Below are 15673 nucleotides of genomic sequence, written 5' to 3'. Positions count from 1 at the left end.
CAGCGTGGGGTTGATCAGCTCTTACGGAACACAAAAGCCAATCCGACAATGATCAGCCCCATCCCCACCAAGCTCAGGATTGCCAGCTTGTTGCCGAAGATCAGGTAATCCATCATCGCCGTCACCGCGGGCACCAGATAGAACAAGCTGGTGACATTCACCAGGTTGCCCCGAGCGATCAGCCGGTACAGCAACAGCGTCGCCAGCAGCGACACCACCAAGCCCATCCACAGCACCGGCACGAAAAAGCCGCTGCTGTGTTCAAAGTGGAACGGCTGGAACGGCACAAACACCGAGCACAACAACAAGCCTGCGAAATACTGCACCGGCAGCGTGCCCAGCGGGTTATCGGTGATGCGCTTCTGCATGATCGAGCCGAAGGTCATGCTGGCCAGGGCCAACAGGCCAAAGAGCATGCCCGCCAGGGACATCCCGGACATGCCGATGCCCTGGTACACCACCATGATCAAACCCGCCAACCCCAGCGCCAGGCCGAACATCCGGCTCCAGGAGCGCTGACGCTCCATCAACACCACGGTCAGGATCGGTTGCACGCCCATGATGGTTGCCATCATGCCGGGCGTGACTTTGAGGTCCAGGGCCAGCAGATAGAAAATCTGGTAGGCCCCCAACAACACCAGCCCGGTGGCTGCCGCGTAGAGCATCGGCTTGCCAGGGCGCGGCAACTTCAGCTTAAGGATCGGGACCAGTATCACCAGCCCCGCCAGGGCGATGGCAAAACGGATCAGCAAAAACGCAAAGGGCGAAGCGTGGGCCAGCCCCCATTTGGAGAAAATCGCCCCGCTGCTCCACAGCAAGACAAACAGGCTCGTCGAGGCCGCCGCGGCCACGGATTGTTTCGAAAGAACAGACATGGATACCACCTGTAATCAGGCAAAAAGCCAACTCAGCAAAGGCTGAAATTCAGTAGGTTTTTTCAGGCGGGCACAGGGGAACAGCCATCAGCTGATCAGCCCGAAATGCCAACGCCCGGCGGTGATACGACTGCGTACACCGGCGTGCTACTGACAGGTGGGGGGTAATGACTGATCTGCGCAGGCTGCTGGCTCCCGCACGGCACGACCACAGCGTTGACCGCTGAATCGACTACCGCTATGCGCAAGGAAGCTGGCATGTGCTGATCTTTTTTGAGGGGATGGACAAGGTGTCTGAAAACACCTGCGACCGACTATAACCAGCTGGGGACATGCTTTGCAATGACTTCGCCAAAAGGCCAGTAAGGACAGCTTGGGTCAACGCCACTAGCCTTGGGAAAAACCAATCCGCTCCGAATCCGGGGGGCTTTTAACTCATGATGACCAATGCCAAAAAAACGCGATTCTCTGCGCTATCAGTTATACCGTTCAAAGGCGGGCTTAGCATCGTAACCATGCTCAATTAATGATCAACAGTGGAGGCTAATATGGGAGCAGTTCCTGAAAACTCCGTCAGCCAGAAATCATCATCGAAGCCAATAAAAGAGCCTGGGGCACCAGCACTAGCACTCACCGCCAATCAGCGCCGTTTTCTCAGTGCAGCCATGACGACCAGCGTTGATGAACCCAGCCTTTTAGCGGGCAACCCCGACAAATCAAAAGCATAAAAAAACCGCTCACTCGAGCGGTTTTTTTATGCCTGCGAAAGCCTTAACCAAACAACCAATACCCCAACGCCGTCAGCACCACCACCGCCAGCACTGGCCGCAGGATGCGATAAGCCTTCGGATGCTTGCGCTTCCACTGCTTGACCACGCCGCTGAAGCTGTCGCTGAAGCGCTTGCTCCAGGCGTACGCCTGGTTGATCCCGCCAACGCGTTCGTCATCCAGGTTCTGCGGCGCAGTAGCGCGGCCCAGTTGGGCGCTGACCCAACGGTTGATGCGCGTCATCAGGCGGCTGCTCAGGGGGCGTTCGATGTCGCAGAACAGGATCACCCGGGTGTGCTCGGTTTCGTTCTTCACCCAGTGCACGTAGGTCTCGTCGAACATCACGTCTTCACCGTCACGCCAGGCATACACCTGGCCGTCGACGAAGATGCGGCAGTCGTCGGAGTTGGGCGTGGACAATCCCAGGTGGTAACGCAGGGAACCGGCAAACGGGTCACGGTGCGGGTTGAGGTGGCTGCCACCGGGCAACAGGGCAAACATCGCGCCCTTGACGTTGGGAATGCTGCTGACCAGGGCCACGGTTTTCGGGCACAGCAGCTCAGCCGACGGCAACGGTTTGTCGTACCACTTGAGGTAGAAACGCTTCCAGCCCTTCTTGAAGAACGAGCCGAAACCGGCATCGTTGTTCTTCTCGGCGGCGCGGATGTAGCCCTCGTCGAACAGGTGCATGGCCTCTTCGCGAATCACTTCCCAGTTGTCCTTGAGCAAGTCCAGCTCCGGAAACTTGCTGCGGTCCAGGTACGGCTTGGACGGCACGGCGGAGAAGATGTACATCAAGGCGTTATACGGGGCGAACAGCGCCGAATGGTTGACGAATTGACGCAACATCGGCAAGCGGGCCTTGCCACGCAAATGCACGTACAGCGTACTGCCGATAAACAGCAGCAACACCGACAGTTTGGCGGCCAAAGAAAAGGTCATGCAGCAACTCCTGGAAATAGGCGTCTGGCCATTAGCCTCCCATTATCGGGAAACCAGACGTAGCAGCCGGCCATGATAAACACTCCGGGCCTCGGGAAAAACCCGCGCACTCCAACAATCAGCATCTAGCGGTGCGCGATAACGGGCCAATTATGCATAAGGGCCACGCCATCGCGCTGATTTGAATCAAGCCTGGTTTTCCTGATCGGTAAACAAATCGGCGAACAGCATGCTCGACAGGTAGCGTTCACCGGAGTCAGGCAGCACCACGACGATGGTCTTGCCCTGCATTTCCGGCTTCTCCGCCAGGCGCACCGCCACGGCCATTGCCGCGCCACAGGAGATACCGCAGAGAATCCCCTCCTCCTGCATCAGCCGCAAAGCCATGGCCTTGGACTCTTCATCGCTGATCAGTTCGACCCGGTCGACCATCGACAGGTCGAGGTTTTTCGGCACAAAACCGGCGCCAATGCCTTGGATCTTGTGGGGGCTGGGCTTGATCTCTTCACCGGCCAGCGTCTGGGTAATCACCGGCGAGCTGATGGGCTCCACCGCCACCGACAGGATCGGCTTGCCCTGGGTGTTCTTGATATAGCGCGACACCCCGGTGATGGTGCCGCCGGTGCCTACGCCTGCCACCAGCACGTCCACGGCGCCATCAGTGTCATTCCAGATTTCCGGACCGGTGGTTTTCTCGTGGATCGCCGGGTTGGCCGGGTTTTCGAACTGGGCCGGCATAAAATACTTGGCCGGGTCGCTGGCGAGGATTTCGCCGGCTTTTTCGATCGCGCCCTTCATGCCCTTGGCCGGCTCGGTCAATACCAGTTCGGCGCCGAGGGCCTTGAGCACCTTGCGGCGCTCAATGCTCATGGAAGCGGGCATGGTCAGCAACAACTTGTAGCCACGAGCGGCGGCAACAAACGCCAGGCCGATGCCGGTATTGCCGGAAGTCGGCTCGACAATGGTCATGCCCGGCTTGAGTTTGCCGCTGCCTTCGGCGTCCCAGATCATGTTTGCGCCAATCCGGCATTTCACCGAATACCCCGGGTTACGCCCTTCGATCTTGGCCAGGATAGTCACGCCACGCGGGGCGATGCGGTTGATCTGAACCAGGGGCGTGTTACCGATGGAGTGCGCGTTGTCTGCAAAAATGCGGCTCATGACGGGTCCTTGAGGCAATTTCAGGAAGGCCCCAAGGGTATGCCTCGTGTTGCGAGGCGTCCAGTCAGGCGAACGTCCAGCCGCTGTAGTAGTCAATCGCCTACACGGATGGAGAAAATTCCCATGAAACGTCGCTACAGTTGGCCCCTCTGGACCCTCGCCGGGGTCGTGGTACTGCTGGTCGCCCTGGATATCGCCCTGCCCTATCTGGTGCGCAACTACCTGAATGACAAACTCGCCGACATGGGGGATTACCGCGGCCAGGTCACCGATGTCGACCTGGCACTGTGGCGCGGCGCCTATCGAATCAACGGGCTGCAGATCGTCAAGGTCGACGGCAAGGTGCCGGTACCGTTCGTCAAGGCGCCGGTGATCGACCTGTCGGTCAGCTGGCATTCGCTGTGGTACGACCACGCGGTGGTGGCCGAGGCGCAGTTCATCAAGCCGGAATTGAATTTCGTCGACGGCGGCACCAACAAGCAGGCATCCCAGACCGGTCAGGGCACCGACTGGCGGGAACAACTGGGCAAACTGTTGCCGATCACCCTCAATGAGGTGCACATCAACGACGGGAAAATCGCCTTCCATAACTTCAGCTCGAAACCGCCGGTGAACATGTATGCCACTCAGGTCAACGCGACCTTCTACAACCTGACCAACGTGGTGGACGTCAAAGGCCAGCGCGACGCGCGTTTCGACGGCAAGGCGCTGTTTTTGGGCCAGGCGCCGCTGGAAGCCACCGCGACGTTTGACCCCTTGAGCAATTTCGAAAACTTCGAATTCCGCTTCCGGGCCCGGGATATCCAACTCAAGCGCATGAATGACTTCGCCTCGGCCTACGGCAAATTCGACTTCAATGCGGGCACCGGCGACCTGGTGGTCGAAGCCCAGGCCGAAAAAGGCCAATTGACCGGCTACATCAAGCCTTTGCTGCGCAATGTCGAAGTGTTCAACTGGCAACAAGATGTCGAGAACAAGGACAAGAGCATCTTCCGCTCGATCTGGGAGGCCGTGGTGGGCGCCAGCGAGACCGTGTTGAAAAACCAGAACAAAAACCAGTTTGCCACCCGCGTGGAGCTGAGCGGCAACGTGCACCAGCAAGATATCAGCGCGTTCCAGGCGTTTTTGCAGATTTTGCGCAACGGTTTCGTCCAGGCCTTCAACGCCCGCTATGAACAACCCAAGCCCTCGACAGATTGATTTTCAACGTGACTGCCCATTCAGAGACTGAATAGCCCGTCTGCGTTCACAGTCGCCGGGGCTGCGCGGTATAGTCGGGCCAAGCTGATTACTCGCCCGCTTCGGTCCCGGACCGTTCGGCGTCACGTTCGAGGATTGATAGATGAAGTTCGAAGGCACCCAGGCCTACGTTGCCACCGATGACCTGAAACTGGCCGTCAACGCCGCCATCACGCTGGAGCGGCCACTGCTGGTCAAGGGCGAACCGGGCACCGGCAAGACCATGCTTGCCGAGCAATTGGCCGAATCCTTTGGCGCCAGGCTGATCACCTGGCACATCAAGTCCACCACCAAGGCCCACCAGGGCCTGTACGAGTACGACGCGGTGAGCCGCCTGCGGGACTCGCAGCTGGGCGTGGACAAGGTGCATGACGTACGCAACTACCTGAAAAAGGGCAAGCTCTGGGAAGCCTTCGAGTCCGAGGAACGGGTCATCCTCCTGATCGATGAAATCGACAAGGCCGACATCGAGTTCCCCAACGACCTGCTGCAAGAGCTCGACAAGATGGAGTTCTACGTCTACGAAATCGACGAGACCATCAAGGCCAAGAAGCGCCCGATCATCATCATTACCTCCAACAACGAAAAAGAACTGCCGGACGCCTTCCTGCGCCGCTGCTTCTTCCACTACATCGCCTTCCCGGACCGCACCACCCTGCAAAAGATCGTCGACGTGCACTACCCGGACATCAAGAAAGACCTGGTCAGCGAAGCCCTCGATGTGTTCTTCGACGTGCGCAAGGTACCGGGCCTGAAGAAAAAACCGTCCACCTCCGAACTGGTGGACTGGCTGAAACTGCTGATGGCCGACAATATCGGCGAAGCGGTACTGCGCGAGCGCGATCCCACCAAGGCCATCCCGCCCCTGGCCGGTGCCCTGGTGAAAAACGAGCAGGACGTGCAGTTGCTGGAGCGCCTGGCGTTCATGAGCCGTCGCGGTAACCGATAAGGGCGATTGCCATGTTGCTCAACCTGTTCAATGAAATGCGTGCAGCCAAGGTGCCGGTCTCGGTGCGTGAGCTGCTGGACCTGATCAACGCGCTGAAACAGCGCGTGACCTTCGCCGACATGGACGAGTTTTACTACTTGGCCCGGGCGATTTTGGTGAAGGACGAACGGCATTTCGACAAGTTCGACCGGGCCTTCGGCGCCTACTTCAATGGCCTGGAAAAACTCGACGATCACCTGCAAGCACTGATCCCCGAAGACTGGCTGCGCAAGGAATTCGAACGCTCGCTGACCGACGAAGAGCGCGCGCAGATTCAGTCCCTCGGCGGCCTCGACAAGCTCATCGAAGAGTTCAAGAAACGCCTCGAAGAACAGAAGGAACGTCACGCCGGCGGCAACAAATGGATCGGCACCGGCGGCACCAGCCCGTTCGGCTCCGGCGGTTTCAACCCCGAAGGCATACGCGTGGGGGATGCCGGCAAGCGCCAGGGCAAGGCGGTCAAGGTCTGGGACCAGCGCGAGTACAAGAACCTCGATGACTCGGTGGAGCTGGGCACCCGCAACATCAAGATCGCCCTGCGCCGCCTGCGCAAGTTCGCACGCCAGGGTGCGGCGGAAGAACTGGACATCGACGGCACCATCGACCATACCGCGCGGGATGCCGGGTTACTGAATATCCAGATGCGCCCGGAGCGGCGCAACACCATCAAACTGCTGTTGCTGTTCGACATCGGCGGCTCGATGGATGCCCATGTGAAGACCTGCGAAGAGCTGTTCTCCGCGTGCAAGACCGAGTTCAAGCACCTGGAGTATTTCTACTTCCACAACTTCATTTATGAATCGGTGTGGAAGAACAACATGCGCCGAGGTTCGGAACGCACCTCGACCCAGGATCTGCTGCACAAATACGGCGCCGACTACAAAGTGATCTTTATCGGCGATGCGGCCATGGCGCCGTATGAAATCACCCAGGCCGGCGGCAGCGTCGAGCACTGGAATGAAGAGCCCGGGTATGTGTGGATGCAGCGGTTCATGGAGAAGTACAAGAAGCTGATCTGGATTAATCCGTACCCGAAAGACACCTGGGGCTATACGGCGTCCACCGGGATTGTCCGGGACTTGATCGAGGACCAGATGTTTCCGTTGACGTTGCGTGGGCTTGAGGAAGGGATGCGCTTTCTTTCGAAATAGGCGGAGCACTCACTGACGCCATCGCAGGCAAGCCAGCTCCCACAGGGAAATGCATTCCAAATTGTGGGAGCTGGCTTGCCTGCGATGCTTTTAGCGGTTCATAAAACGCTGCAAATACTCCACCTGCTGCCGATGCGCCGTCTCCTGCATCACCGGCGCCAACCTCACTTTCTCCCCCGGCAAATACTGCGCCAGCCGTGCCAGCGCCAACGGCGTCAACGCCCCCAGTCGCGGATAACCGCCAATGGTCTGCCGGTCATTGAGCAATACAATCGGCTGCCCATCCGGCGGCACCTGGATCGCACCCAGCGGAATACCTTCCGAAATCAGCGACGGCCCCTGATATGCCAGCGGCGTGCCCAGCAGGCGCATCCCCATGCGGTCGGCGCGGCTGTCGAGGGTCCATTCACTGTTGAACACGTCAAACAGACTCTGCCCGCCGAACTGGCCGATCTGCGCCCCGAGGATCACCTCCAGTGGCGCCTTCGAATCCAGTTTCGGCAATTGCTCCGCAGACAACACCTGCATCGCACCGCCCACGCCTGAATAGCTCAACTGCACACCTTCAGCCAGCGCTCGGCCAAAGCCATCCAGCCCACCCAGTTCTTCACGCCCCACTGTCGAGCAACTGCCCAGCACCTGCGGCGCATCAAACCCGCCCGGCGCGGCCAGGTAAGCCCGCGCGCCGCTGAACGGCTGGGTAAAACGCAAACGCTGGCCTTTTTGCAGAATAAAACTGCGCCCCGGGCTGATTGCTCTTTCATCGACATAAGCGCCCAAGTCCGCCCCGGCCAGCGCCAGCAGGCAATAGTCCTCGGCCTGCACGGTGAAGCCACCCAAGGTAATTTCCACCACGGGCGCATCCAGGGCGTTGCCCAGCAACCAATTGGCCCACGACATTGATACCCAATCCAGCGCGCCGCCCTGGGTCACGCCCAGATGCCTCACGCCAAAACGTCCAGCGTCCTGCAACAGGCACAGCGGGGTGCTGGCCTCGATCAACAAGCGGCTCATGCCTGGGCCTCCAACGGTGTGTCATCGCCGCCCAGGTTGATGAATTCGCTATGGCTGACCGCTTCGTAACGCACGGTGTCCCCCGGCTGCATCAGGCTGTAGCCCTCGCGTTCGCGATCAAACAACTTGGCCGGTGTGCGGCCGATCAGGTTCCAGCCGCCCGGCGATACCACCGGATAGGCCGCTGTCTGCCGCTCGGCGATCCCCACGCTGCCTGCCGCCACCCGCTTGCGCGGCGTATTGAGCCGTGGAGCGGCGAGCAGTTCGTCCACCAGGCCCATAAAGGCAAACCCCGGTGCAAAGCCCAAGGCGAACACCTGGTACTCGTGCTGGCTGTGGCGACGGATCACCTCCTCCACCGCCAGCCCACTGCGCTGGGCGAGTAACGGTAGCTCGGGGCCGACGCTCAGGTCATACCAGACTGGCAACACATGGCATTGCCCGCTGCCCTTGGGCTCCGGCTGCAGTGCTTCAAGCGCCTGATCGATCAGCTCCCGCGCCTGGGCCGGGCTCAGCGCCATCAGGTCGTAATGCACCATCAAGGTCGTGTAGGACGGCACCAGGTCCACCAGCGCCGCGCCAAAACCTTCCCGCAAGCGGCGGGTGGCGGCGAGCATCCAGGGCATGTTGTCTTCGGCGATCACATCAAACAGGCGCACCATCAGGCAGTCGATGGCGACGACTTCAATCCGTGGCTTCATGCTGGGGTCAACGCCTCACGGATGCGCTGCACAGCGGCCACCGAGCTGGCGTTATCGCCATGCACACACAAGGTATTGGCCTGCAGGTACAACGGGCTGCCGTCGCTGGCGACCAGGTGTTCACCGCGAGCGATGATCAAGGCCTGCTGGATGATCTTTTCCGGATCGTGGTGCACCGCCCCCGGCAACTGGCGGGAGACCAGATGCCCGGCACTGTCATAGGCACGGTCGGCAAAGGCTTCGAACCACAGGGTCACGCCATATTCGTCGCCCAGCGCTTGCGCGGCGCTGTTGTCGCGGGTGGCCATCAGCATCAACGGCAGGCTGGCGTCGTAGGCCGCTACGGCCTGGATCACCGCGCGCAATTGCGCCGGCTTGGCCATCATGTCGTTGTACATCGCACCGTGGGGCTTGACGTAGCTGACCCGCCCGCCCTGCGCCCGGCAAATACCGTCGAGGGCGCCGATCTGGTAGTGCAACAGGTCCTGGATTTCCTGCGGGGTGTAGGCCATGGAGCGGCGGCCGAAACCCTGCAGGTCCTGGTACGCCGGGTGCGCGCCCACCTGCACACCGTGCTCGAAGGCCAGGCTGACGGTCTTGCGCATGATGCTCGGGTCGCCGGCGTGGAAGCCGCAGGCAACGTTAGCGCAATCAATGAACGGCATGACCTCGGCATCCAGACCCAAGGTCCAGTTGCCAAAGCTTTCGCCGATGTCGCAGTTCAATAGCAGGCGGCTCACGGTAGGGCTCCTGTAGGCTTTGTTTTTTTGTAGTGTGGGATCTTTTACCAAGATCTCGCAACGATGTTGTCCTGAACCCCAACGACGCTTATCGTGAGACAGCTCGATTTTTGGCGTTTGCGACACGCTGCGTCCAACTAATAAAAACCGATCCATGCATAAGAAAAGTTGATCCCATGAATTTGAAGTTCCTCGAAACCTTCGTCTGGGTGGCCAAGCTCAAGAGCTTTCGCCTGACGGCGGAGAAGCTGTTCACCACCCAGGCCTCGATCTCCAGCCGCATCGCCGTGCTGGAAAGCGAGCTGGGGGTGAAGCTGTTTCTGCGCGACTCCCGGGGGGTGAGCCTGACGCCGGAGGGCTTGAAGGTGCTCGATTATGCCGAGCAGATGATGGCGACCATGCAAGGGCTCAAGCAGTCCCTGGAAACCACCAGCAGCAAGGTCGGGCGTATCCGTATCGGGGTGATGGACACGGTGATCCACACTTGGCTCAGCGCGCTGGTGGCAGAACTGACGGACCACTTCCCACGGGTGGAAATCGAGTTGGTCGCCGATACCGCACTGAACCTCAGCGATCAGTTGCAAAAAGGCTTTCTCGACCTGATCCTGCAAACCGACCTGCTGCGCCAGGAAACCGTGCGCAGCCTGGAACTGGCCAGCCATCCCATGGGCTGGATCGTGGCCAGCCATTCGATCTACAACCGCGACTACGCGTCCCTCGCCGAACTGGCCCAGGAGCGCATCATCACCTACTCGAAAAACTCCTGTCCGCACCAGGACGTGCTCAGCCTGATGCAGGCGAACGGCATAGCCGCGCCACGCATGAGCTGTGTGAACTCGGTGTCGGCGATCACCCGCCTGCTGCGGGACGGGTTCGGGATTGGTGCGTTTGCGCCCGTATTGGTCAGCGAAGAGTTGGCACGAGGAGAATTGACCATGCTGCCCATGGAGCAACGACCACCGAACTTGCAGGTGGTGGTGTCGTGGCGGGTGGGCGTGGAGTTGGTGGAGGAGATTGTGGCGCTGTGCCAGAGCGTGGTGGAGCAGTACGCGCAGAAGGTCGGCGAGGACTTGATGGTGTTGAGCAAACCCATGCCACTGAAGGAACCGATTTAAAACTGTGGGCGCGGGTTTGCTCGTGAATGCAGTCTACCAGCCAACCTATATGTCACTGACGCACCGCATTCGCGGGCAAGCCCGCTCCCACAATTTGACCGCGTCAGCCTTTAAAGCCCCTTGAGGTCCCGCTCTTCAATCGGCCGGCTCTGGCGCAGGCGCTTGCCGCCCAACACCACCCAGTCGATCAGGCGGAACAGGCATTCCAGGCCAAACGACAACAGCATCGCCCCACCCAGGCCCCAGCCCATGGCTTCCGGGGTCAGCAACAGCATGTAGCTGTAGCCGTTCCAGGTTTCCTGGCGAATCGCCGGGTCGGCCGCCACGGCCACTTGCAGCGCGCGGATGTACCACGGGCCTTGCATCGCCTGGAACTGTTTATCCAGCGCTACCTGGCGGTCGAGCAACGTGCCCAGGCTGTTGGCATCGCTGCGAAACACCGGGTCGTCACTGGCACGGTAATGAGCCACCAGCGCCTGCAAATCGCCGTTGAAGAACTGCTGCGCCGTGGCATCGAAGCCGCGCAGGCCAGTCTGGGCCTCGATCAGATGGGCTTCGACGCGCTTGGCGTAGTCACTGATAAACCCCGGCACCTGCACACCGACCAACAAACCCACGGCAAACAACACCAGTCGCAAATAGCTGAGCAACATATTCGACGTCCTTATTCCGTTTTGCCTTGGCTGACACATTCGCCGCGTCGCCACAGGCTCCACTGGCCCGGTTCGTAGCGGGTCCAGGTCTCGTTTTCGGTCAGGGGTTCGGTGGCAATCACCGTCACCACGTCATTGGGGGTGGTTTCGGCCTGAAAATCGACGATCACGTCGACATCTTTCAACCGTGCGGGACCAAACGGCGCACGCCGGGTGATCTGTGCCAGTTTGGTCGAGCAATAGCAGAACAGCCAGTCACCGTCGCTGAGCAGGCAGTTGAACACGCCCTTGCTGCGGTATTCGCTGCAGGCGGCGATCAGGTCAGGCAGCACCTGTTCGATGTCCACCGGCTCCGGAAACGCTTCACGGACGCGGTTGAGCAAATCGCAGAATGCCGCTTCGCTGTCGGTATCGCCCACCGGGCGGTAGAACGTGGCGCGGGGATTGAAGTCCGCCAGTTGGCCGTTATGGGCGAAGCACCAGTTGCGGCCCCACAACTCACGCACGAACGGGTGGGTATTGGACAGGCACACCTTGCCGACATTGGCCTGGCGGATATGGCCAATCACCACTTCACTCTTGATGGGATAACGCTGCACCAGCAGCGCGACTTCCGATTCGCTGCTGGCCGCCGGGTCCTGGAACAACCGCAGGCCACGGCCCTCGTAGAAGGCGATGCCCCAACCGTCGCGGTGGGGGCCGGTCCGTCCGCCGCGCTGCATCAGCCCGGTAAAGCTGAACACGATATCGGTCGGTACGTTGGCACTCATGCCCAATAATTCACACATGCCAGGCTTCTCGATACAGGGCGTACAACGTTAAAGGCGCGGTTCGACCCGCATACCGCTGACAGGGGCCGGGCGACCGTATCGCTCATCGGCGAAGGGTTCGTCGTCTTCCGGCTCGGCGGCAGCGGCTGCCGCAGCGGCAGCCTTCTGCTCACGCCGGATTCTGGAGGCACGCTCGATGGGCCAGCGGATCAGCACAAACACCAGGTACACGCCGAACGCGATCATGGAATACATGAACAGATCGGAAATCGCCCGCCAGGCGTTGTTGCCGACCTTGAGCACCAGGTCCAGGGCGGTGATGGCGACGGCCGGGGCGAACTGGGTCTTCACCGGGTCGACAATGGTCGGGCTGAACAGCAGCACCGCCATCAGCAGCCGCAGCGGCTCGCGCAGCCAGCGCCACATCCAGCGGGTCATGGCAAACCACACCAACAGGCAACCCAGGGCTGCGAAGGCGTAGAGGCCCCAAGCGATCAGATAGTCGTTCTCGGTCATGGTGTCCATGGCAAGGTAGGCAAACAGGCCGCTATGATAACGGCTTTTCAGTGCCGAGGCTGCAATGCCGTCGGCCAACCGCCAGACAGAGAGTGATCCATGCCCCCATCGACCCACATCACTGCCGCCCCGATCGCCCGCAAGGCCCCAGGCACCGACCCGTACGCCTGGCTGCAAGCGCGGGACAGCGCCGAGGTGCTCGATTACCTCAAGGCGGAAAATGCCTGGCAAGAAGCAGAATTGTCCGACCAACAGGCACTGCGCGAAACCCTGTTCGAAGAGATCAAGGGCCGCATCCTCGAAACCGACCTGTCCCTGCCCTCGCCCTGGGGCCCGTACCTGTATTACACCCGCACCACCGCCGGCGACGAATACGCCCGCCACTACCGCTGCCCGCGCCCGGCGGATGACAGCCAACAGGTCGACGAAAGCGCAGAAGAGCTGCTGCTGGACCCGAACGTACTGGCCAATGGCGGCTTTTTCTCCCTCGGCGCCTTCAGCATCAGCCCCGACCACCAGCGCCTGGCCTACAGCCTGGACACCAACGGCGAAGAGATTTACACCCTCTACGTGAAGGAATTGGCCACCGGCAAGGTCAGCGAACTGGAGTTCGAAGACTGCGACGGCAGCATGACCTGGGCCAACGACAGCCTGACCCTGTTCTTCACTGAACTGGACGACACCCACCGCCCCCACAAACTGTATCGCTATCGCCTGGACGGTACCGCCGCCGAAGAAGTGTTCCACGAGCCCGACGGCCGTTTCTTCCTGCACTGCTACCGTTCAAGTTCCGAGCGCCAGTTGCTGCTGGCCCTGGGCAGCAAGACCACCAGCGAAATCTGGGCCCTGGACGCCGAGCAGCCCCAGCAGGCCTTTACCTGCCTGGCGCCACGGGTCGAAGGCCATGAATATGACGTCGACCACGGCAAGCTGGACGATCAGTGGACCTGGTTTATCCGCAGCAACCGCGACGGCATCAACTTTGCGCTGTTCCAGGCCGCCGACACCGGCAGTGTGCCGACCCAGGACGACTGGCAGAACCTGATCCCCCACGACGACGCCGTGATGTTGGACGGCGTGAGCCTCAACGCCCGGGCCATGACCCTGAGCCTGCGCATCGGTGGCTTGCCGATCATCGAAGTGCACCCACAAGGCCAAGCGCCTTATCGGGTGGAATTGCCGGACGCGGCCTACAGCCTCTACGTGCAGAACAGCCTGGAATTTGCCAGCGACAAGATCCGCCTGCGCTATGAGGCCCTGAACCGCCCGGCCCAGGTGCGCCAGCTGGAACTGGCCAGCGGCGCGCAACAGGTGCTCAAGGAAACCCCGGTGCTCGGTGTGTTCAACGCCGACGACTACGTCAGCCAACGGTTGTGGGCGACGTCGGCCGATGGCACTCAGGTGCCGATCAGTCTTGTCGTCCGCCGCGACCAGTTGGGTAAGCCGACGCCGCTGTACCTGTACGGCTACGGCGCCTATGGCCAGAGCCTCGACCCGTGGTTCTCCCACGCGCGCCTGAGCCTGCTGGACCGTGGCGTGGCCTTTGCCATTGCCCATGTACGCGGCGGCGGCGAACTGGGCGAAGCCTGGTACCGCGCCGGCAAGCAGGAGCACAAGCAAAATACCTTCAGCGACTTTATCGCCTGCGCCGAACACCTGATCGCCCAGGGCCTGACCACCTCCAAGCAACTGGCTATCAGCGGCGGCAGCGCCGGCGGCCTGTTGATCGGTGCAGTGCTCAATCAGCGCCCGGAGCTGTTCCAGGCGGCGATTGCCGAAGTGCCGTTCGTCGATGTGCTTAACACCATGCTCGACCCTGAATTGCCGTTGACCATCACCGAGTACGACGAATGGGGCAACCCTGAAGAGCCAGAGGTGTATGAGCGGATCAAGGCTTACGCGCCGTACGAAAACGTCAGCGCCCAGGCCTACCCGGCCACGCTGGTGATCGCCGGCTACAACGACAGCCGCGTGCAATATTGGGAAGCGGCCAAGTGGGTGGCCAAGCTGCGCGACACCAAGACCGACGATAACCTGCTGCTGCTCAAGACCGAGCTGGGTGCGGGCCACGGTGGCATGAGTGGGCGTTACCAGGGATTACGTGACGTAGCACTCGAATATGCATTTGTTTTCAAGGCGCTGGGGCTGATTTAAGGAACTCCGCCTGGCGGGCGGGTCTGAACACCTGACCGCCGGGCGCGCCCTGCACGATTTATGGACAAAGACTGTAAGCCTCATGCCAGAACCGACCTTACTCAATAACGAAATCCGCGACATGCTGATGGATTGCGGCCTCTTCGACCCGTTGCTGCCGGAAGACTTCCATGTGGCGGCGGGCTATTTCAACATCAGCAGCATCGCCCGCGATGAAGTGATATTCCTCGAAGGGGACGCGGGCACCTTCATGTGCATCATCCACTCAGGCCAGGTGGCGGTGCAGAAAACCAACCATGAGGGCCAGCGGCTGACCATCGCCACCTTGCGCAGTGGGCGAGCCTTTGGCGAGATGGCCGTGCTGGATGGCGAGCGCCGTTCCGCCAGCTGTGTGGCGGCCAGCGATTGCGTGCTGTTGAACCTGGGCAAGGATTCCCTGGAAAAAATGCTCAACGATGCACCGAAAATCGCGGCCAAGATAATCCGTGCGATTGCTATCGCCCTGTCCAGGCGCCTGCGCATGGCGGACGGGCAATTGCTGTCCCAGCAGTTTTAACCGCCTGGGGTCTTGGGCTTGATGTCGTTCTGCTGCAAGCCCGGGATCGTCTGGTCCTTCGGCGGCGTGGGCAGCACGATAGGCGCCAACAACGGCTCACCGCTGCCGGCCGCCTTTGGCGTCGCCGGTGGCGTGACTTGCGGGTAAGGTGTGGGCGTTGCAGTGCCCGGTGAACCCGCCGTCGGCGCCGGGGTAATCGGTACGGTTTGCGACTCCTGAGCCTGGGCCACACCGCCAAGGGCGAGCGCGCTCCACACAATGACCGTTAGAATGCTGCACTTCATCGATGGCTCCATGGCCTGACCGTAAAGTCGTAAGGCTACTCCCAAC

The 15673-nt window shown here is 60.7% G+C and carries 17 protein-coding genes; 7 read left to right on the top strand and 10 right to left on the bottom strand.

What is annotated here, in order from left to right; genetic code table 11:
- Positions 1 to 14: 14 nt before the first annotated feature.
- On the bottom strand, positions 15 to 875 hold the full coding sequence (locus tag LIY45_RS00985; RefSeq protein ID WP_226475028.1) for a DMT family transporter: 861 nt from the start codon (positions 873 to 875) through the stop codon (positions 15 to 17).
- A gap of 548 nt (positions 876 to 1423) precedes the next feature.
- Between LIY45_RS00985 and LIY45_RS00980 the strand changes: the two genes are divergently transcribed.
- A complete protein-coding gene (locus LIY45_RS00980) occupies positions 1424 to 1603 on the top strand; it encodes a hypothetical protein (RefSeq protein WP_226475027.1) in 180 nt (59 codons plus the stop codon).
- Between the two features lie 43 nt (positions 1604 to 1646).
- Here LIY45_RS00980 and LIY45_RS00975 read toward each other — a convergent pair whose 3' ends face one another.
- Positions 1647 to 2585 (bottom strand): aspartyl/asparaginyl beta-hydroxylase domain-containing protein, encoded by a 939-nt coding sequence (locus LIY45_RS00975; protein ID WP_226475026.1) that lies wholly within the window; start codon positions 2583 to 2585, stop codon positions 1647 to 1649.
- 186 nt (positions 2586 to 2771) lie between these two features.
- Positions 2772 to 3746 carry a cysteine synthase A gene (cysK, locus tag LIY45_RS00970; RefSeq protein WP_226475025.1) on the bottom strand — a complete coding sequence of 325 codons (975 nt, stop codon included), beginning with the start codon at positions 3744 to 3746 and terminating at the stop codon, positions 2772 to 2774.
- 123 nt (positions 3747 to 3869) lie between these two features.
- On the opposite strand from cysK, the gene LIY45_RS00965 reads away from it, so the two are divergent.
- The 3 genes from LIY45_RS00965 (at position 3870) to LIY45_RS00955 (ending at position 7124) form a co-directional block, all read left to right on the top strand.
- Positions 3870 to 4946 (top strand): DUF748 domain-containing protein, encoded by a 1077-nt coding sequence (locus tag LIY45_RS00965; RefSeq protein WP_226475024.1) that lies wholly within the window; start codon positions 3870 to 3872, stop codon positions 4944 to 4946.
- A gap of 142 nt (positions 4947 to 5088) precedes the next feature.
- Complete coding sequence (locus LIY45_RS00960; RefSeq protein ID WP_003189627.1) at positions 5089 to 5934, top strand: MoxR family ATPase; 846 nt, start codon at positions 5089 to 5091, stop codon at positions 5932 to 5934.
- An 11-nt stretch (positions 5935 to 5945) separates the two neighbouring features.
- Positions 5946 to 7124, top strand: a complete 1179-nt coding sequence (locus LIY45_RS00955) for a VWA domain-containing protein (protein ID WP_003210689.1) — start codon at positions 5946 to 5948, stop codon at positions 7122 to 7124.
- 90 nt (positions 7125 to 7214) lie between these two features.
- Here the strand turns inward: LIY45_RS00955 and LIY45_RS00950 are convergent, their stop codons facing one another.
- From LIY45_RS00950 to LIY45_RS00940, 3 genes are read right to left on the bottom strand one after another with little or no spacing between them, the layout of a single operon-like run.
- Positions 7215 to 8138, bottom strand: coding sequence for a biotin-dependent carboxyltransferase family protein (locus tag LIY45_RS00950; RefSeq protein ID WP_226475023.1), 924 nt, complete (start codon positions 8136 to 8138; stop codon positions 7215 to 7217).
- Positions 8135 to 8839 carry an allophanate hydrolase subunit 1 gene (locus LIY45_RS00945; protein ID WP_226475022.1) on the bottom strand — a complete coding sequence of 235 codons (705 nt, stop codon included), beginning with the start codon at positions 8837 to 8839 and terminating at the stop codon, positions 8135 to 8137. Before LIY45_RS00945 ends, LIY45_RS00950 begins: the two co-directional genes overlap by 4 nt.
- On the bottom strand, positions 8836 to 9579 hold the full coding sequence (locus tag LIY45_RS00940) for a 5-oxoprolinase subunit PxpA (protein ID WP_226475021.1): 744 nt from the start codon (positions 9577 to 9579) through the stop codon (positions 8836 to 8838). Before LIY45_RS00940 ends, LIY45_RS00945 begins: the two co-directional genes overlap by 4 nt.
- A 176-nt stretch (positions 9580 to 9755) precedes the next feature.
- Here LIY45_RS00940 and LIY45_RS00935 point away from each other — a divergent pair, with 176 nt between their 5' ends.
- Complete coding sequence (locus LIY45_RS00935; protein ID WP_226475020.1) at positions 9756 to 10694, top strand: LysR family transcriptional regulator; 939 nt, start codon at positions 9756 to 9758, stop codon at positions 10692 to 10694.
- A gap of 110 nt (positions 10695 to 10804) precedes the next feature.
- Here LIY45_RS00935 and LIY45_RS00930 read toward each other — a convergent pair whose 3' ends face one another.
- From LIY45_RS00930 to LIY45_RS00920, 3 genes are read right to left on the bottom strand one after another with little or no spacing between them, the layout of a single operon-like run.
- A complete protein-coding gene (locus LIY45_RS00930) occupies positions 10805 to 11347 on the bottom strand; it encodes a DUF2937 family protein (RefSeq protein ID WP_017479178.1) in 543 nt (180 codons plus the stop codon).
- Positions 11348 to 11358: 11 nt separating this feature from the next.
- Entirely contained in the window at positions 11359 to 12135 is a 777-nt protein-coding gene (locus LIY45_RS00925) for a class II glutamine amidotransferase (RefSeq protein WP_003210683.1), read from the bottom strand.
- 30 nt (positions 12136 to 12165) lie between these two features.
- Positions 12166 to 12642, bottom strand: coding sequence for an MFS transporter (locus LIY45_RS00920; protein ID WP_226475258.1), 477 nt, complete (start codon positions 12640 to 12642; stop codon positions 12166 to 12168).
- A 90-nt stretch (positions 12643 to 12732) separates the two neighbouring features.
- Between LIY45_RS00920 and LIY45_RS00915 the strand changes: the two genes are divergently transcribed.
- The gene (locus LIY45_RS00915) at positions 12733 to 14787 is read left to right on the top strand and encodes a S9 family peptidase (RefSeq protein ID WP_226475019.1); all 2055 of its coding nucleotides are present in this window, start codon (positions 12733 to 12735) and stop codon (positions 14785 to 14787) included.
- Between the two features lie 82 nt (positions 14788 to 14869).
- Positions 14870 to 15343, top strand: coding sequence for a cyclic nucleotide-binding domain-containing protein (locus LIY45_RS00910; RefSeq protein WP_017479182.1), 474 nt, complete (start codon positions 14870 to 14872; stop codon positions 15341 to 15343).
- On the opposite strand, the gene LIY45_RS00905 is transcribed toward LIY45_RS00910, so the two are convergent.
- On the bottom strand, positions 15340 to 15627 hold the full coding sequence (locus LIY45_RS00905; protein WP_017479183.1) for a hypothetical protein: 288 nt from the start codon (positions 15625 to 15627) through the stop codon (positions 15340 to 15342). The two genes, LIY45_RS00910 and LIY45_RS00905, sit on opposite strands and share 4 nt — an antisense overlap.
- Positions 15628 to 15673 lie beyond the last annotated feature (46 nt).

Source organism: Pseudomonas sp. MWU16-30323 (assembly GCF_020515595.1).
GTDB lineage: Bacteria > Pseudomonadota > Gammaproteobacteria > Pseudomonadales > Pseudomonadaceae > Aquipseudomonas > Aquipseudomonas yamanorum.
This window is presented reverse-complemented; position numbering and strand designations above follow the sequence as displayed.